The 18,214-nt window shown below is 67.1% G+C and carries 16 protein-coding genes; 9 read left to right on the top strand and 7 right to left on the bottom strand.

Annotated features, from left to right (window positions below; genetic code table 11):
* Positions 1-28: 28 nt before the first annotated feature.
* Together rpmI and infC are read right to left on the bottom strand one after the other, a co-directional pair.
* On the bottom strand, positions 29-223 hold the full coding sequence (gene rpmI / locus OG225_RS04915; RefSeq protein ID WP_109529891.1) for a 50S ribosomal protein L35: 195 nt from the start codon (positions 221-223) through the stop codon (positions 29-31).
* A 57-nt stretch (positions 224-280) separates the two neighbouring features.
* Positions 281-973: a translation initiation factor IF-3 gene (gene infC / locus OG225_RS04910; RefSeq protein WP_109529953.1), complete on the bottom strand. Its 693-nt coding sequence runs from the start codon at positions 971-973 to the stop codon at positions 281-283.
* Positions 974-1,376: 403 nt separating this feature from the next.
* On the opposite strand from infC, the gene OG225_RS04905 reads away from it, so the two are divergent.
* The 4 genes from OG225_RS04905 to OG225_RS04890 all read left to right on the top strand — a co-directional run bounded on the left by OG225_RS04905 (position 1,377) and on the right by OG225_RS04890 (position 3,403).
* Positions 1,377-1,715 (top strand): DUF1844 domain-containing protein, encoded by a 339-nt coding sequence (locus tag OG225_RS04905; RefSeq protein WP_109529890.1) that lies wholly within the window; start codon positions 1,377-1,379, stop codon positions 1,713-1,715.
* Positions 1,716-1,783: 68 nt separating this feature from the next.
* On the top strand, positions 1,784-2,023 hold the full coding sequence (locus tag OG225_RS04900; protein WP_405180575.1) for a type II toxin-antitoxin system Phd/YefM family antitoxin: 240 nt from the start codon (positions 1,784-1,786) through the stop codon (positions 2,021-2,023).
* Positions 2,020-2,412: a type II toxin-antitoxin system death-on-curing family toxin gene (locus OG225_RS04895; protein WP_405180574.1), complete on the top strand. Its 393-nt coding sequence runs from the start codon at positions 2,020-2,022 to the stop codon at positions 2,410-2,412. Before OG225_RS04900 ends, OG225_RS04895 begins: the two co-directional genes overlap by 4 nt.
* Positions 2,413-2,701: 289 nt before the next feature.
* The gene (locus tag OG225_RS04890; RefSeq protein ID WP_405180573.1) at positions 2,702-3,403 is read left to right on the top strand and encodes an alpha/beta fold hydrolase; all 702 of its coding nucleotides are present in this window, start codon (positions 2,702-2,704) and stop codon (positions 3,401-3,403) included.
* A gap of 566 nt (positions 3,404-3,969) precedes the next feature.
* Here the strand turns inward: OG225_RS04890 and uvrA are convergent.
* Entirely contained in the window at positions 3,970-7,008 is a 3,039-nt protein-coding gene (gene uvrA / locus OG225_RS04885) for an excinuclease ABC subunit UvrA (protein ID WP_405180572.1), read from the bottom strand.
* 656 nt (positions 7,009-7,664) lie between these two features.
* Here uvrA and OG225_RS04880 point away from each other — a divergent pair.
* A complete protein-coding gene (locus tag OG225_RS04880) occupies positions 7,665-8,297 on the top strand; it encodes a response regulator (RefSeq protein WP_405180571.1) in 633 nt (210 codons plus the stop codon).
* A 12-nt stretch (positions 8,298-8,309) separates the two neighbouring features.
* Here OG225_RS04880 and OG225_RS04875 read toward each other — a convergent pair whose 3' ends face one another.
* Positions 8,310-9,095, bottom strand: a complete 786-nt coding sequence (locus OG225_RS04875) for a sigma 54 modulation/S30EA ribosomal C-terminal domain-containing protein (protein ID WP_405180570.1) — start codon at positions 9,093-9,095, stop codon at positions 8,310-8,312.
* Between the two features lie 138 nt (positions 9,096-9,233).
* Between OG225_RS04875 and OG225_RS04870 the strand changes: the two genes are divergently transcribed.
* On the top strand, positions 9,234-10,991 hold the full coding sequence (locus tag OG225_RS04870; protein WP_405180569.1) for a GAF domain-containing protein: 1,758 nt from the start codon (positions 9,234-9,236) through the stop codon (positions 10,989-10,991).
* On the opposite strand, the gene OG225_RS04865 is transcribed toward OG225_RS04870, so the two are convergent.
* The gene (locus OG225_RS04865) at positions 10,992-12,182 is read right to left on the bottom strand and encodes a beta-ketoacyl synthase N-terminal-like domain-containing protein (protein WP_405180568.1); all 1,191 of its coding nucleotides are present in this window, start codon (positions 12,180-12,182) and stop codon (positions 10,992-10,994) included.
* A gap of 207 nt (positions 12,183-12,389) precedes the next feature.
* Between OG225_RS04865 and OG225_RS04860 the strand changes: the two genes are divergently transcribed.
* The 3 genes from OG225_RS04860 to OG225_RS04850 all read left to right on the top strand — a co-directional run bounded on the left by OG225_RS04860 (position 12,390) and on the right by OG225_RS04850 (position 16,513).
* Positions 12,390-13,730, top strand: a complete 1,341-nt coding sequence (locus tag OG225_RS04860; protein ID WP_405180567.1) for a diguanylate cyclase domain-containing protein — start codon at positions 12,390-12,392, stop codon at positions 13,728-13,730.
* Between the two features lie 10 nt (positions 13,731-13,740).
* Positions 13,741-14,079: an antibiotic biosynthesis monooxygenase family protein gene (locus tag OG225_RS04855; RefSeq protein ID WP_405180566.1), complete on the top strand. Its 339-nt coding sequence runs from the start codon at positions 13,741-13,743 to the stop codon at positions 14,077-14,079.
* Between the two features lie 85 nt (positions 14,080-14,164).
* Positions 14,165-16,513: a HelD family protein gene (locus tag OG225_RS04850; protein WP_405180565.1), complete on the top strand. Its 2,349-nt coding sequence runs from the start codon at positions 14,165-14,167 to the stop codon at positions 16,511-16,513.
* Positions 16,514-16,577: 64 nt separating this feature from the next.
* Here the strand turns inward: OG225_RS04850 and OG225_RS04845 are convergent, their stop codons facing one another.
* Complete coding sequence (locus OG225_RS04845; RefSeq protein WP_216911167.1) at positions 16,578-17,030, bottom strand: universal stress protein; 453 nt, start codon at positions 17,028-17,030, stop codon at positions 16,578-16,580.
* A 306-nt stretch (positions 17,031-17,336) separates the two neighbouring features.
* Positions 17,337-18,209 carry a helix-turn-helix domain-containing protein gene (locus OG225_RS04840; RefSeq protein ID WP_405180564.1) on the bottom strand — a complete coding sequence of 291 codons (873 nt, stop codon included), beginning with the start codon at positions 18,207-18,209 and terminating at the stop codon, positions 17,337-17,339.
* Positions 18,210-18,214: the final 5 nt, after the last annotated feature.

The following is an 18,214-nucleotide window of genomic DNA, read 5'->3' as shown; positions in this document are numbered from 1 at the left end:
CCGGTCGCGGTGTGCTGCGAAGCGGGTGTCAGAGACCCAGCAGCTTCTTCACGCGACGGACGTCGGCAGCCGCGACGACCTCCGTGCCGTCCAGACGACGAGTCCGACGAGTCGACTTGTGCTCGAGCAGGTGGCGACGGTTCGCCTGCTGACGCAGCAGCTTGCCTTTACCCGACACCTTGAATCGCTTCGAGGCGCCGCTGTGGCTCTTCATCTTCGGCATGGATTCCTCTATCTGTCTCGTGCCGGTGGTCCTCGCGGACCACCGGTTCTGTCGGTATTACTGCGGCGCGGCCGGCGGGGCCTGTTCCGCGGCGGGCGCGACGGCAGCAGGTGCGGGTGCGGCGGGCTGCGCGGGCGCAGTCGGCTGCGGTCGCGGAGCCGTCGACTCCTGCTGGGCCTTCACCCGCGTCTTCGCACCCTTGTGGGGCGCGAGGACCATGGTCATATTGCGACCGTCCTGCTTGGCAGAGGTCTCGACGAAACCCAGTTCGGCGACGTCGGAGGCGAGGCGCTGCAACAACCGGAAACCCAGTTCGGGACGCGACTGCTCGCGACCGCGGAACATGATCGTCACCTTGACCTTGGACCCGGCATCGAGGAAGCGAACGACGTTGCGCTTCTTGGTCTCGTAGTCGTGGTCATCGATCTTGGGGCGGAGCTTCTGCTCCTTGATCACGGTCTGCACTTGGTTCTTCCGAGACTCACGCGCCTTCTGCGCTGTCTCGTACTTGAACTTGCCGTAGTCCATGATCTTGCAGACCGGTGGACGGGCATCCGGGGCCACCTCGACGAGGTCGAGGTCGGCTTCGAGGGCGACGCGTAATGCATCTTCAACACGCACGATCCCAACCTGTTCGCCGCCAGGTCCGATGAGTCGAACCTCGGGAACACGGATGCGATCGTTGATGCGGGTCTCAGTGCTGATGGGGCCTCCTAGGTCAAACGGTGTCGTCGGACGACCGCGTGCAATAACTGCAACCCCTTGTTCAACACGAAAGCCCCGCGGTGATATTTCCACCACGAGGCCCGAGTCGACCGATCATCGACGCACGAACAACGCTCACGTCGACCTCCGTGCGTGAAAAAATGCCTTCCGCACGAAGAACCCGACCTCTCGCGAGGCGGGCGACCGGACCGTGTGACCTGTACGATTACTCGTCGGCAACGGTGGGAGTCGGGCTCCACTTATCAGCCCCGAGGCAAGCCCGAGGCGGTCGTCGCCGAAAAGTCTAACATTGCCGAACGCTATCGCCGAATCGTGCCTGGTGGGCACTCCCCGACCGGGGCCGCCACCTGCGACGACGGCGATCGGCGCGCCAACACACCGGAGGGCGCTCGACCCCGCCCCGACTCCCCCGCCTAGCCTTCTCCCCATGACTGAACAGCCGGACACCGTTCGCGATCTCGCCGATATCCCCGCGGTGGAGGTCATCAGCCGGGCGGCCGTGATGCTGATGAGCTCGGCGGCCGAGAAGCTCGGACTGGCCGACGAGGATCCGGACACCAGCCCCCGCCGCGATCTCGACGAGGCCCGACGCGTCATCACCGCGCTCGCGGGCCTGGTCACCGCTTCGGTCGAATACCTCGGTCCGCACGCCGGCCCGATCCGCGACGGACTGCAATCGTTGCAGCGCGCTTTCCGCGAGACCTCGGCGCACCCGGACGAACCGGGCAAGGGTCCGGGCGAGAAGTACACCGGCCCGGTCTACTGACCCGTTCGGCCGCTCACCCGGCCGCCATCTTTCGTACAGAAATGCGATCCATACGTACAATTCGGAACGTGACTGCCGCACCCACACCCGAGAGCTGGGATCTACCTGTCAGCGAGGCCAGAGAACGCCTCGCCGAGGTCATCGCAGCGGCCGAGGCGGGCACGGTCGTACATCTGACCCGGCACGGACGCCGGGTGGCGGCAGTCGTACCGGAGCCGATGGCCGAAACCGCGGACAGTCAGGTCCGCGCGCTGTCGAAAGGTTTCGCCGACAAGCACCGGAGTCTGCTCGATCGACTCGCCGAATGACCGAGCCGTCGGTCTACTACCTCACGATGGCCGACCTCCGCGCGATCGCCTCCGACGCGGCGGGTGATTACGCACTACGCGACCCCGGTTTGCTGGCATCGGCCGCGGCGAGATCGCAGGCCACGGTCTTCGGCGCCGACGCCTACCCCACGCTGTGGGAGAAAGCGGCGGCGTTGCTGCACTCGATCGCGAGTAATCATCCGCTGATCGACGGGAACAAGCGATTGGCGATCGTCGCGGCGGTCGTCTTCTTGGCGCGCAACGGAATCGACGTCGATCACCTGAACGAGGATCGTGCCTACGACCTCATGATCGCCGTGGCGAAAAGCGAATCGGCCGAGGTAGCGGATATCGCGAGTGCGCTGATCGGAATGTTCGACCGCGAGTGATCACCGCTCAGGCGGCGATGTTTTCGTAGGCCGACGGCGCGAAAAGCCCCGGTGTACTTCGACCGTGTCGCACCGGGTCGGGTTGCGCACCACGTCCCGCGATCAGCTCGCCCCCGGATCGAACACCGGTTCCGCCCGTTCCCCGGCGCGGCCCGCCCTCGGCGACTGTTCTGCCGGGGTATGTCGGCGGCAGTACTCCGCTCCGGGCGGCGGGGCGGTCCGCGGACGTGAGCGCACCGATCCCGAAACGCCCGGGCGGCATGTCGGCCGGATGCGGCATGCTGACTGTATGGGTACTCGAATTCTGCTCGTCCCCGGATTCTGGCTCGGTGCGTGGGCGTGGGACGAGGTCGCCGAGGAGCTGCGGGGGCGGGGGCACGATGTGTGCGCGCTGACGTTGCCGGGGCTCGATCCCGAGGACGAATCCCGATTCGACGCGACATTGGAGCAGCAGGCGCGGACGATCGTCGAGGCCATCGATCCGGCCGAAAAGGCTGTGCTGGTGGCACATTCGGGTGCCGCGGTGCCGGTGTACCTGGCGACGGATCTCGTGCCGGAGCGGATCGGCCACGCGATCTATGTGGACAGCGCGCCGATTCCGAACGGTTTCGTGCTGCGCGACGATCTGGGGTCGGCGCGGGAATTCGAATTGCCGTCGTGGGCGGAATTGGAGGCCGAGGGCAACAGCCTGACCGGCCTGGACGATATCGCGCTGGCGCGGTTCAGGGAGAGGGCCGTCTCGCAGCCCGCGCGAATCGCGGGATCACCGTTGCGGATGAGTGATTCGATCGCGCGCCTCGCCGTGCCGACGACGGTCGTGTGCACGAGTATCGCGGCGGAATTGGTGCGGCAGTTGAGCACCAGTGGGGAAGCCCCGATTTTCAGCGAATTGCCGCGTGTCGCGGCGAATTTGATGGATCTGCCGACCGGGCACTGGCCGATGTGGTCGGAACCGAAAAGGTTGGCGGAGGTGATTCATTCGGTTGCTTAGGGCAACCGGCCGCACCGGACACTCACGCCGATTTCCGACAGGATTCCGGCATTCGCGGGCGAGATCGTCCGCCCGGGCCGGGGCGTGGTGACAGGGTCGGCCGCGCGCCGACCCTGTCATGCACTCACGTCCCGGGTGTCACCGAGATGGATGAGCCCGTGGCGATCGCATTGGCGAGAGCGGCGAAAAGGGCGCTGAAGCCCGCGCTTCCGGTGTCCATGATCTGATTCCTTTCGTCGGTCGCTCAGGCGCCCGGTGTGTAGTTGATGGACGAGCCCGTGGCGAGAAATCCGAGGATCAGGGCGACCAACGCGGCGATATCGACGCCTTCCATGCAATTCCTTTCTTCACACCGGATTCGGCCCGTCGGCAGGTGCCGCGAACGCGCCCGATCCGGCTCACGTATCTGTACTGTTCGGTCACATCCGAACAGGTGAGCCGAATCTTACACACGGATGTTTCACTTTTTCGCCGGTTTCGGACTGTGACCGAGCGCACCCCTCTGAACAGCACGAAACCCGGTGGGGCCGCTCGCGCGCGGCACCCACCGGGTCGGGTGAAAAGACTCAGCGCAGCGCGGCCGCCTTGCGAGCCAGACGTTTGGCGGCCGCGGGCTCGGCAGCCGCCTTCTTGGCCGCCGCCACCTTGGTGCCCGCGGCCTCGGCGGTCGCGGAGGTTCCGGGGGTCGCAGTCTTGGCCGCGGACGCCTTCTTCGCCACTTTCTTGGCGGGCGCTTTCTTCGACGCGGGCGGGGCCGCCAGGACGTCCTTCAGGAACTGGCCGGTGTAGCTGTCGGCGACGGCGGCCACATCCTCCGGCGATCCCTCCGCGACCAGGGTGCCGCCGCCGGAACCGCCTTCGGGGCCCATATCGATCACCCAGTCCGAGGTCTTGATGACATCGAGATTGTGCTCGATGACGATCACCGTATTGCCCTTGTCGACCAGTCCGTTGATCACCAGGAGCAGTTTGCGGATGTCCTCGAAATGCAGACCCGTCGTCGGCTCGTCGAGAATGTAGACGGTGCGCCCGGTGGAACGTTTCTGGAGCTCGGCGGCCAGTTTGACGCGCTGCGCCTCACCGCCGGACAGCGTGGGCGCGCTCTGCCCGAGACGCACGTAACCGAGGCCGACGTCGACCAGCGTCTTGAGGTAGCGGTGGATCGAGGTGACCGGCTCGAAGAAATCGGCGGCCTCGTCGATCGGCATGTCCAGCACCTCGGCGATGGTCTTGCCCTTGTAGTGCACTTCGAGGGTTTCCCGGTTGTACCTGGCGCCCTGGCACACCTCGCACGGCACGTAGACATCCGGCAGGAAGTTCATCTCGATCTTCAAGGTGCCGTCGCCCGAACACGCCTCGCAGCGACCGCCCTTGACGTTGAACGAGAAACGTCCCGGCTGGTAGCCGCGCACCTTCGCCTCGGTGGTCGCCGCGAACAGGGTGCGGATCTTGTCGAAGACGCCGGTGTAGGTCGCCGGGTTGGAACGCGGCGTGCGCCCGATCGGCGACTGGTCGACCTGAACCAGTTTGTCCAGATGATCCAGCCCGTTGACCCGCGTGTGCCGACCCGGTACCTGCCGCGCGCCGTTGAGTTTGTTCGCCAGCACGGTCGCCAGGATGTCGTTGACGAGTGTCGACTTCCCCGAGCCCGAGACGCCGGTGACGGAGGTGACGACGCCGAGCGGGAACGACACGTCGATATTCTGCAGATTGTGCTCGGTCGCGCCGACGACGGTGAGCCTGCGCTTCTTGTCGATCGGACGCCGCACCATCGGCACCTCGATCCGCTCGCGGCCCGAAAGATACGCGCCGGTCAGCGAATTCGGGTCGGTGAGCAGATCCTGATAAGTGCCGCTGTGCACCACCCGGCCGCCGTGCTCGCCCGCGAGCGGACCGATGTCGACCACCCAGTCCGAGGCCCGGATGGTGTCCTCGTCGTGTTCGACGACGATCAGCGTATTGCCGAGATTGCGCAGCCGAGTGAGGGTTTCGATGAGTCTGCGATTGTCGCGCTGGTGCAGGCCGATGGACGGTTCGTCGAGCACGTACAGGACACCCACGAGGCCGGAGCCGATCTGGGTGGCGAGCCGGATCCGCTGTGCCTCGCCGCCGGACAGGGTGGCGGCGGCACGCGAGAGCGACAGGTACTGCAACCCCACGTCGAGCAGGAAGCCCAGCCGCGCCTGCACCTCCTTGAGCACCTGGCCCGCGATCGCGGTCTCGCGCTCCCCCAGGGTCAGCGACCCGAGGAATTCCGCGCAATCCGCGATGGACAGTTCACTGACGTCGGCGATGGATTTACGGTCGCCGCCCGAATTGATGGTGACGGCGAGAATCTCCGGGCGCAGCCGCGCGCCGTCGCAGACCGGGCACGGCACATCGCGCATGTACCCGTCGTAATGCTCTTTCATCTGCTCAGATTCGGTGTTCTCCATGCGCCGCTGTAGGAACGGCATCACGCCCTCGAAATCGGCGTAGTACGACCGCTTCCGTCCGTAGCGATTGGTGTAGGAGACGTGCACCTGGTCAGAACTGCCCTCGAGTACGGCCTTGCGCGCCTTGAGCGGCAATTCCTCCCACGGGGTGTCCATCGAGAATCCGACGGCCTCGGCCAGACCGGAGAGCAGGCGGGTGAAATATTCGGCGGTCTGCCCGCGCGACCACGGCGCGATGGCGCCCTCGCTCAGGCTCAGCTCCGCGTCCGGCACCACCAGATCCGGATCGACCTCCTTGCGGATGCCGAGGCCGGTGCAGTCCGGGCAGGCGCCGTAGGGCGAGTTGAAGGAGAACGACCGGGGTTCGAGATCCTCGATATCGAGCGGATGGCCGTTCGGGCAGGCCAGGCGTTCGGAGAAACGGCGCTCGCGATCGTGCGCGTGCTCGTCACGGTCGACGAAATCCAGCACGACGATGCCGTCGGCCAGACGCAGCGCCGTCTCGATCGAGTCGGTGAGCCGCTGCTTGGAGTTCGGTTTGACGGCGAGCCGGTCGACGACCACCTCGACGTCGTGCTTCTCCTGTTTCTTCAGCTTCGGCGGATCGGTGAGGGGATAGACGACGCCGTCGACCCGAACGCGCGAATAGCCCTGCGTGTTCAACTGGTCGAACAGGTCGACGAATTCGCCCTTGCGGGTGCGCACCACCGGCGCGAGCACCTGGAATTTGATGCCCTCCTCCATGGCGAGCACCTGATCGACGATCTGCTGCGGCGTCTGCTTCTCGATCAGCTCGTGGCAGACCGGGCAGTGCGGGGTGCCCGCGCGCGCGTAGAGCAGACGTAGATAGTCGTAGACCTCGGTGATGGTGCCGACCGTGGAGCGAGGATTGCGATTGGTCGATTTCTGGTCGATGGACACCGCGGGCGAGAGACCCTCGATGAAGTCGACGTCCGGCTTGTCCATCTGCCCGAGGAATTGCCTGGCGTAGGCCGACAGCGATTCCACATACCGGCGCTGGCCCTCGGCGAAGATGGTGTCGAAGGCGAGGCTGGATTTGCCGGAGCCGGACAGACCGGTGAACACGATGAGACTGTCGCGGGGCAGATCCAGGTCGACCCCCTTGAGGTTGTGCTCCCGAGCTCCGCGCACAGTGAGGCGTTCCGCCACCAGGTGAGTCCCTTCTCGATCGTGTCGGCGTTCGTATAAATCACGGTGTCCGGGCGGGTCACCGACCCACCCGGCGGCACCCGGACCCCACCCCGCCGTGATGCTAGACCCGACCACCGACAAGTTTCGTCGACCGTGGCCTCCGCTCCCCCGACCAGCGCCGTACCGACCACGCGGAGTCCGATCCCGCGCCGAGGCGTCGCGAGTCGTGCCCGCATCCACAGTATCCTTCCCGCTCCCCGACCGTCGGCCGCCGTTCGCTCGAGTTATAGCCTCCGCACATCGAATGTGAGCATTGCCATGGCCACTCGCCCGCTCGGGCGAAAGGCCGGGCGGACGCGGCAGCAACCCGCCCGGACGCACACCCGCCGTCGGACGTACCGATCGGCCCGGATGAAACGGGCGAGCGCGCGGTGCGGTGATCCAATTCCTTACTACGCCAACAGCTTCGATACGATGACCACTTCGACCGGGTCGACCGACGGCGGTCGACGGCCCGAAACAGACTGCGACGCCGACAATCCCACCGCCCTGCCGATTCCGCCGTATGCAATCGAGGACGAGGGCTACGGTTATCCCAGGGGGATATCGGCAGCAGGCCCGGCGAGGTCGTCCGCCCGGGGTGAGCCGACGTCCGAGAACGCTGGGAGGCGAGCGTGATCAAGGTGTTCCTGGTCGATGACCACGAGATAGTGCGGCGTGGGCTGATCGACCTGCTGAACAGCGATCCCGAACTCAGTGTGATCGGCGAGGCGGGCGATGTCGCCCAGGCCATGACCGGAATCCCCCGTGTGCGCCCCGACGTCGCGGTTCTCGATGTGCGCCTGCCCGACGGCAACGGGATCGAACTGTGCCGGGACCTGCTCGCGGGCATGGAGGGATTGCACTGCCTGATCCTCACCTCCTACACCGACGAACACGCGATGCTCGACGCGATCCTGGCCGGGGCCAGCGGTTATGTGGTGAAGAACATCAAAGGTATGGAGTTGGCCGAGGCCATCAAAGCGGTCGGTTCGGGCCGCTCGCTGCTCGATACCCGTGCGGCGGCCGCGCTGCGGGCGCGGTTGCGCAGCAGTACCGAGAACGACGGCCCACTGGCGGGGCTCACCGAACAGGAACGCCGACTGCTCGCCCTGCTCGGCGAGGGCCTGACCAATCGGCAGATCGCCGCGCGCATGTTCCTGGCGGAGAAGACGGTGAAGAACTACGTCTCGCGGCTGCTCGCCAAACTCGGCATGGAACGGCGCACCCAGGCCGCCGTGCTGGCGTCCCGGCTGCGCGAATCCTGAGGCGTCCGCCGATCAGGCGGGCGCCACCACCGTCAGGTCGCCGTCGTAGCGGCGGTACAGCAGTTTGCCGCGGCCGGTCCGCTCGTCGGTGAAGAACAGGAACGCCAGGCCCGACCGGCACAGCCAGGTCGACGCCTCGTCCTCGGTGAGGGTCGGCGTCGGATCGGGGCGCACCATCACCGGCAGCGCATGTGTGGTGAGGGGCTGGTCGGCGGACGGAGCCGGCGCGATCGTCGCCCGCTGTCGCGCGAGCGCGATACCCGCCGAACCGTTCCAGTGCACGACCGCGTCCTCACCGGTCTGGGAGTCGGTGAACAGGTACGAGTCGTAATCCATCGCGTCCATCACCGAGGCGGCTTCGGTGGGGGTGCCGGTGAGCAGCGCGCATTCCTTGCGGCGCACGATCGGGCGCCGTTCGGTCACCCTGGCCAGCGGCGGGCGGGCCGGATCGGGCCACGACCGCGATTCGTGCGAGACCAGGCGACTGATCTGGCGGTCGAGGCGCTCGACGGCGAAGGTGACCGCGAATCCGCGCGGACCTGTCACTTGGACGCGGGTCGGGGTATCGTGCATCCGGATGTTGGCCTGCACGACGGTCGGCTGATCGAGATCATCGGGTGCGGTCACTCGCACCCTGGCTGGTACGTCGAGGTGATGACGGCGCAGTACGCGGCCGATGGCGCGCACCGCTCTCGTGACATCGGCGGGGGGAACCGCACCGCGGGTGGTGACCGCGAGGTCCGGGTCCGCCGCGGTGGTCCACTGCTCCGACAGGTACAACGGCTGCGACGAATTCATAGGACACCTCTGCTATCTAATCCTCCGGTCCGCTCATCCCACCGTGACGACGCCGTCGCGTACAGGGCCGAAAGTCCCTGATCCGGGAATTAGACTGAATCGAGCGCAGCGAATTGCGTTTCCGCGAGGGGGATCCAGATGACCGACGACAGCGCAGGCGACCTGTACTCGGTGCGCGACACGCTGTCCCAGCTGCGATTGCGTGAATTGCTCAGCGAGGTCAAGGAACGCGTCGAGCTGATCATCGATTCCCGTGACCGAATGGACGGCCTCGTCGAAGCGATGCTCACCGTCACCTCCGGCCTCGATCTGGACGACACGCTGCGCGCCATCGTCCGCACCGCGACGAGTCTGGTCGACGCGCGATACGGCGCGCTCGCGGTCCGCGGGCACGACCAGCAGGTGACCCAGTTCATCGACGAGGGCATGGACGACGGGACGCGCCAGAAGATCGGCAGGCTGCCCGTCGGACTCGGCGTGCTCGGCGCGGTATTCGACGTGTCCAAACCGCTGCGCCTGGACGACCTGACCGAACATCCCTCCTCGATCGGCCTGCCGCCGGGACATCCGCCGATGCACACCTTTCTCGGTGTGCCCGTTCGGATCCGCGACGAGGTGTTCGGGGCGCTGTATCTCACGGAGAAGGCGGGCGGGCAGCCGTTCACCGAGGACGACGACGTGCTGGTGCGGGCGCTGGCCTCGGCCGCGGGTATCGCGGTCGACAACGCCAGGCTCTACGAATCGGCGCGCACCAGGCAGGCCTGGATCGAGGCGACCCGCGATATCGCGACCGAATTCCTCGCGGGCACCGAACCGGACCGGGTGCTGGCCCAGGTGGTCGATCACGCGCGCACGCTGACCGGATCCCATCGCGCCTTCCTGGCGGGAGCCACCGGCAAACAGACCGAGGGAAGCGACGACCTGCTGCTGAGCCAGTGGTCGGGACCGAGCGCGGGACACGAGGGCAGGCCGGTGCCGACGGAGGGGACGGCCCTGGGCGAGGCGCTCGCCTGCCGGGTTCCGCTGCGCTTCGACGACGCCGCGCGGATCGATCTCGGTGTCACGATCGAGGATCTCGGCCCCGCGTTGATCCTGCCGCTGTGCACGCCGGATTCGACCCTCGGCGTTCTGGTCACGGTCCGGCCCGCGGGCTCACCGCCCTACACCGACGAACTCGTCGAGCTGACCGCTGCCTTCACCGATCAGGCCGCACTGGCCCTGCGACTGGCGGGAACCCAGCGGCGGGTACGGGAACTCGACCTGCTCGCCGACCGCGACCGCATCGCGCGCGATCTGCACGACCACGTCATCCAGCGGCTGTTCGCCATCGGGCTCACCCTACAGGGCGCTGTGCCGAAGGCGGTGGTTCCCGAAGTGCGGCAACGACTTACGACGGTGGTCAACGAATTGCAGGAGGTGGTGCAGGAAATCCGCACCTCGATCTTCGACCTGCACGGCGGCGACGGGGACGGCACGCGTCTGCAACACCGCATCGAACAGGCGGTCCGGCAACAGACCACCGACGCGCCGTTGCACGCGACGGTCCAGGTGACCGGGCCGCTGTCGGTGGTCGAGGCCGAATTGGCCGATCACGCCGAGGCGGTGGTGCGCGAGGCGCTCAGCAACGCGGTGCGCCATTCCGGCGCGGACACGGTCGGGGTGGAGATCAGCGTCGACGACAATCTGACGATCGTCGTCACCGACAACGGCTGGGGTATCCCGAATCACGTGATCCGCAGCGGCCTGCGCAATCTGGAACAGCGGGCCGAGAAATCACACGGTGAATTCGTCATCGGTCCCGCGGGCACCACCGAAGGCCCGGCGGGCGATACCGACAGCGAGGCCGCGATGCCGGGCACCCGGCTGTGCTGGTCGGTTCCGCTGCCGACCGCGTGATCAGCGCGCCGGACCGAGCACGACCATCGAATTGTGCCCGCCCATGCCGAGGGAGAGTTTGGCGGTGATACCGCCCGCGAAGGGGGTCGTACCGTCGAGCAGACGCCCGTAGGCGGGCGCGACGACGGGCGCCGCGGGCACCACTCCTCGTTCGTAACCCAGTGCGGCGGCGGCGATCTCGACGGCGGCGGCCGCGCCCTGGCAGTGTCCGGTCAGCGGTTTGATCGCGTACACCTCGGGGCGATCGGCGAACATCCGCGCCAGCAGATCGCGTTCCGCCTTGTCGCACTGCGCGGTGCCGGTGCCGTGGGCGTTGAAGTACCGGACGTCCTCGGGGGTGATTCCGGCATCGCGCAGCGCGCGCCGGGCGCATTCGAAGATCTGTTCGTGCGTCGGCTCGACCGAGACCACGTGATAGGCGTCGTTGGACATCCCGCCGCCGAGCACCGCCGCGTACGGACGTTCGCCCCTGCGGCTCAGCACGAAGGCCACCGACGCCTCCGCCATCGTGAAGCCGCGGCTGCCCCGCTGGAACGGGCGGGTGGCATCGAGCGGCTCGCTGTCGATCACCGCCGCGCCGAGTCGGACGAAATGGTCGACGAGGTCGGGTGTCGCGGACATATCGGTCGCGACACAAATGACATCGTCGGCGATTCCGCTGTCGATCCACAGTTGGGCGGTGATGAGTGCGACGTTGGCCGAACTGCACGCGGCCGAGATGCTCATCGACGGCCCGTGGAACCCGTATTCCTGCATGAGCACCGAAACCGGCGTCGAAGGTAGTAGTCGGAGGAAATCACGGGGTCGGCGGCGGCCGCCGTCGACCAGGTAGAAATCGCGCCAGTTCACCACGTCGCCGAGCACGATCGCGTGCAACAGCCCCACCGTGCGGCCCGCGCGCCAGCCCCGGTCGGTGGCGTCGGCGATCGCCTCGCGCGCCGACTCGTGCACGGCACGCCCGTAGCGACTACTGCTGACGGCGTGATCGCCGCCGTCGGGCACCAACGCCACCCAGGCGTGTTCGTCGCCGTCGCTCCCGTATCCGGATTCGAGGGTGGCCGCGGGTTTGGCGCTCATCAGACCGCGCCACAGCGCTTCGCGGCCCCAGCCGTATCCGGTGACGGCCCCTATCCCGGCGATCGTCATATGATCGCGAGAGTGCTCTACGGTGGTCGAAGTGGCGCTCGACATGGCATCGCTCCTCCGCCGGTCCGCGGGCCGGACGCACCTCGGCCGGGGGCCCGGAAAGTCCGGCTTTCTGTAATGATCACCGAGGGCGCACAATGGAATGCCCACGACATGATCGAAGCAAGACAGAAGTCGGTGTGGTCTTGTACAGATACCAGAAATATCCCGTGTTCCAATGGCCATGAAACGGTCGACGATCGGGGGTTCCGAGTGGGTGAGGACAGGGCGGCGAACAGTTCGGCGGATGCCGAGCAGCTGGCCCAGCGGTACCGGTCCCTGGTCGAGCACACCCCGGACGGGATCTGTGTGCACGAGGACGGCGTGGTCGTCTATGTCAACCGGGCTACCGTGCGATTACTCGCGGCCGAGGACGCCGACGAGCTGATCGGCCAGCCGCTCACCCGCTTCGTCCACCCCGATTCCGTGTCGGCCATGCTCGAGCGCATCGACAGTCTCGAGGACGAGGGGTCCGCGTCCAAACCCACCGAGATGGCGCTGTTGCGCCTGGACGGGCGCACCGTTCAGGTCGAGACCGTCTCCGTGCGCACGCCGTGGTTCGATCGGCTGGCCTACCAGGTCGTCATCCACGATCTGACCGCCCAGCGCACCGCCGAGGCGGCCCAGCGCAAGGCCGAACAGCATTTCACCACCGTCGTCTCCCAACTGGAGGAGGGCGTGGTGGTGATCGACCGCAACGGCCGGATCGAATCCGCCAATCCCGCCGCGCTCAGGATCTTCGGCAGCAATCCGCGCACCGGGGATCTGACCGGCTCGACCATCGACGACCTGCCCCTGGTGTTGCTCGACGCCAACGCCAAACCGCTGCCGACCGCGCGCCATCCGGTGGCGCGCACGCTGGCGACCGGCGAGACCATCACCGGTTACGTCTTCGGCGTCGACCGCGAGGACGGGCAGCGGCGCTGGCTCTCCGGGAGCAGCCGATTGCTCAATCCGGGCGATCCACACTCCGCGGCCGTCTCCTCCTTCGCCGATATCACCGAATTCCGCGCCAGCCGCAGGCAGCTCGAGTACCAGGCCACCCACGATTCGCTGACCGGACTGGCCAACCGCTCGCTGATCCTGGCTCAGCTGGCCGGAGCGCTCGCGGGCAGCGAGGATCTCCCGGTCTCGACGGTGCTCTTCATCGACCTGGACGATTTCAAGGTCATCAACGACACCCTGGGCCACGCCATCGGCGATACCGTGTTGCAGATCGTGGCGCAGCGCCTGCAACGCGCGCTGCGGGCCGAGGACCTGGTCGGACGGCTGGGCGGCGACGAATTCCTGGTACTGCTCTCCGGCGCCCCCCGCGCGGTCGACCTCGACTCGCTCGTGGAACGGGTGCGCTCGAAGATGTCGGAACCGATCATCGCGCGCGGGCATCGCATCGAGGTGAACGCCTCCATCGGGGTCACCGCGCTGTCCTCGGAAGAGCACCGCACGCCGGAGGCCGTCCTGCACGACGCCGATCTGGCCATGTACCGGGCCAAGACCAACCGCGACGACGCACTCGGCGCGACCCGCCTGCCGAACAGCACCCACGCTTCCTAGGCTCGACGCCATGATCATCGAACACGTCCTGCTGCCCGTCCGGCCGGACCGCGCCGCGCAATTCGAGGCGGCCTTCGCGCGGGCACGCCTGATCATCGAATCCATGCCCGGTTTCCGAACACTGTCGCTGTCACGCTGTGTCGAGACGCCGGGAACGTATCTGCTGCTCGTCGAATGGGACACGCTGCGCGATCACGTCGACGGCTTTCGCGGATCGCCGGAATACGAGAAGTGGTCCCGATTGCTGCACCATTTCTACGATCCCTTCCCCACCGTGCGCCACTTCGAACCGGTCCCGGCTTCCGGGGTTCCACCTGCGGTTGCGGCGAACGTGCCGGAAGCACAGTAGACTCGACAACTCTGTTTTCACTCGCGCGCGAGCCACAACCTTTTCGCGCGCTGCCCGGCTCATCGCGGTGACAAGGAGTTCAGTTTTGCCCGACCGCCTCACCCAGGACCGTGCCGAGCCCGACGGCGCTCCCGAGCGGAACCGCGACCTGCAGATCGCACAGGAGCAGGCATACCTGTCCGTACTGTACGACCGGCTCGACGGCATGCGCGAATACGCCAAGAACCGGCTCAAGGCCGTGCTGCTCGAAACCGGCGGCACGCCGCAGGCCCGCACCGAGCGGGAATCGTTCAGTCAGCTCTACAACGAGGACCTGTCCAAATACGACGCCGCCGAGCACGGGCTGTGCTTCGGTCGCATCGACTTGGAAGCCACTGCGGCCGATTCCGCTGATGTGACCGATTCGGTCGCCGCCGGCGACGGTGAGACCCGTTATATCGGCAGGCTCGGCATCCTCGACGAGAAGGACGACTACGAGACCCTGCTGCTCGACTGGCGCGCCCCGCTGGCCCGCCCGTTCTACCTCGCCACCACGGCCACCCCCGACGGGGTGATCCGGCGCAGGCATATCCGATCGCGCAGCCGCAAGGTGACCGCGATCAACGACGAATACCTGGATCTCGACGCGGCGAGGCGGGCCGGGACGTCCGAGGGCGACGGCGGTGTCGGTAGCGAGAGCGCCCTGCTCGCGGCACTGAACGCGGCCCGCACCGGCCATATGAACGACATCGTCGAGACGATCCAGACCGAGCAGGACGCGATCATCCGCTCCGAGCACAAGAGCGTGCTCGTCGTCCAGGGCGGACCGGGCACCGGCAAGACCGCGGTGGCCCTGCACCGCGCGGCCTACCTGCTCTACACCTATCGCCAGCAACTGGCCAAGAGCGGCGTGCTCATCATCGGTCCCAACGCCACCTTCCTCGACTACATCGGGCAGGTGCTGCCCTCGCTGGGCGAGACGGGTGTGCTCCTGTCCACCATCGGCGACCTGTACCCGGGGGTGAAGGCCACCCGCGCGGATTCCCTGCGAGCGGGCGAGGTGAAGGGTTCGACGGCGATCCTGGAGGTGCTCAAACAGGCGGTGCGCGACCGTCAGGAGATCCCGGCCGACCCGATCCGGCTCGCCTTCGACGGCTATCCGGTGCTGCTGGACCGCAAGATCGCCACCAAGGCCAGGGGCCGGGCCAGATCCTCGCGGCGTCCGCACAACCTGGCGCGCCCGATCTTCGCGAGTTCGGTGATCGACGCGCTCACCGAACAGCTCGCCCAGACCATGGGCGCGGATCTGTCCGGCGGCCAGAGTCTGCTCAGCGGTACCGATCTCGCCGAGATCAGGGACGAGATGAAATCCGATCCCGCCGTGCAGGCGGCGATCGGACGGCTGTGGCCGATCCTGGCGCCGCAGGACGTCCTCGCGGACCTGTTCGCCGATCCGAAACGCCTGGATCGGGTGGCGTCCTCGCTCGACCCCGCAGATCGCGCCGAACTGGTCCGCGACGACGACGGCGAGTTCAGCGCCGCCGACGCGCCTCTGCTAGACGAGCTCGCCGAACTGCTCGGCGTCGACGACACCGAGGATCGCGAACGCGCGCGGCGTCGCTGGCGCGCCCAATTGGCAGAAGCCCAGGACGCGCTCGACATCCTCACCGGTTCGGCCCCGCAGGATCTCGAAGACGAACTCGATCCCGAGATCCTGATGGCCTACGACCTGATCGACGCGAGTCAGCTCGCCGAGCGCCAGGACGTGCGGGCCAGGCAGACCACGGCAGAACGTGCCGCGGGCGACCGCACCTGGACCTACGGGCATGTCATCGTCGACGAGGCACAGGAACTGTCGGGGATGGCGTGGCGCATGGTGATGCGGCGTATTCCGAACAGGTGGATCACCGTCGTCGGCGATGTGGCCCAGACCGGTGATCCCGCGGGTGCGTCGTCGTGGCAGTCGATGCTGGAACCGTATGTGGCACAACGCTGGAAGCTGACCGAGTTGACCGTCAACTACCGCACGCCCGCCGAGATCATGGCGGTCGCCGCCGATGTGCTCGCCGCCATCGATCCCGGTACCGCCGTACCGCGTTCGGTACGCGAATCGGGTAACGCGCCGCGCGCGATCCGGGTCGCCGCGGCCGAATTGCCCACCGCGCTGGCGGATTCGGTCGCCGCGGAGCCCGGGCCCGGCACCACGGCCGTCATCGCCCCGCACGACCTGGTTCCCGAATTGTCGGGGCTGGCCGCGGAATCGGTGCGGGTGCTGACCGTGCACGACGTGAAGGGCCTGGAATTCGACGGGGTGTATCTGGTGGAACCGCATCGGATACTCGACGAATCACCGCGCGGTCTCAACGATCTCTACGTCGCGCTGACCCGCGCCACCCAGCGGTTGACCGTGGTGCACTCCGAGGCGCTGCCGCCGGTGCTCGGCGCGCTGGCCTGACACGCGAAAGCCCCGCATCCGCACCGATGAACGGGCGGTATGCGGGGCCTCGCGGATTCGCCGTCTAGCGGACGGTGTGCACGATCAGGACGTCCGAACGCGACTTGCGCGCCACATCGGAGGGCACCGACCCCAGCAGTCGTCCCGCCAGGGTGTTCAGGCCGCGGTTACCGACCACGAGCAGATCGGCCTGTACCTCCTTGACCAGGTCGAGCAGCGATTCGACGGGCTCGCCGACGATGGCGCGTTCGACGATCTCCTTCGCGCCCGCCGAGGTGGCGCGGTCGCGGGCGACCCGCAGGATCTCGCTGGTGGGAGCGGACCCGCGTACCTGGTACGCCTCGTCCTTGAGTACATCGGCGGCGGCGGCCACGTCGCGATCGTCGGTCGGGTAGAAGGCGCACGCGACGACGAGGGTCGCACCCGAGGCGCCGGCCAGCGAAGCGGCCTTTTCGACGGCGACGTACGACGAGTCCGAGCCATCGGTACCGACAACAATGGTCCGGTAGGCGGTCATGAGTCCTCCAACTATGTGGGTCGGGTGCCTGCAGCAGCGCTACCCGGACGAGTCGGGAGCACCGTTGCGGCGACTGCGCTCGACCATAGCGGCAAATCACCCCGAAATTTCACAAATCGCAGCACATCACACTCGGTGGCGTCGCGGCTTTCACACGCCCGGGTCACTCGACAGAATCCACGGGGCACGAACTACCAGGGCCGATTCAATTCCGCGGATCGAATTCTGTGACCCGTCACAAGTCGGGCGAACCAAGTTGCGGCCCTGGGATATTCATCACAGCGGGGTCTCGGCGACGCCAGCGCGCTACCGCCCCGGCGGAAAAACTTTGGCAGTAACTTCGTTACGCGATCGTACCGAATTCTTCGCGTATTCCAACGGCGGCATTCCGACTTCGGCGGTGAACTCCCGCGAGAAATGCGCCTGATCGAAGTAGCCCAGTTCGGCGGCGAGCGCGGCCAGGTCCTCGGTCCGGCCGCGGGCGAGCAGATCCGCGCCGTCCTGCAGCCGATACCTGCGCAGCACCCATTTCGGGCCCGCCCCCACGTAGCGACGGAACATCCGTTGCAGTGTGCGTACCGGGATCCCGAACCGGTCGGCGACCTGATCGACCCGCGTCAGCTCGAGATCACGCTCCATCGCGGCGACGACGCGCAGCACGAGCCGATAGGTCGGGTCGTCGGGACACGACCGCGTGCCGAAGAATTCCTCGATGATCGCCCGGCGTTCGGCATCGGATGATGCCTCCAGCACACGATCGGTGAGCCCGGCCGCCTCGGGTATTACCTCGGCCAGTTCGACGGCGGAATCACGGAACGCGCCGACATCCAATCCGGTATAGGCGCCGAAACCGCCCGCACGGAAACGGATGCCGAATGTCTCACCGAGTCCGCCGAGTTCGCGAATGTATTTGGTCGTGCCGACACCGTTGACGAATCCCCCGGTGCGGGTCTCGGTGCGCTCGAAAGTGATGTTCACACACGGATAGGAGAGCACCTCGGCGAAATACGGCGGGCGTCCGCGCAGATCCCAGCGCACCGACCAATACCACTCGATGAAGCGGTCGACCGACGGTCCCGCGGGCAGCCGCGCCAGCGTGCGGTGCCTGGCCTGCTCGACCGGGTGCAGGATGCCCTTGACGTCGTCCGCGCCCGGAACGCCCCCGACCCCGTCAGACACCGTGT

Source organism: Nocardia sp. NBC_01377, from assembly GCF_045040005.1.
Lineage (GTDB): Bacteria > Actinomycetota > Actinomycetes > Mycobacteriales > Mycobacteriaceae > Nocardia > Nocardia noduli.
This window is presented reverse-complemented; position numbering and strand designations above follow the sequence as displayed.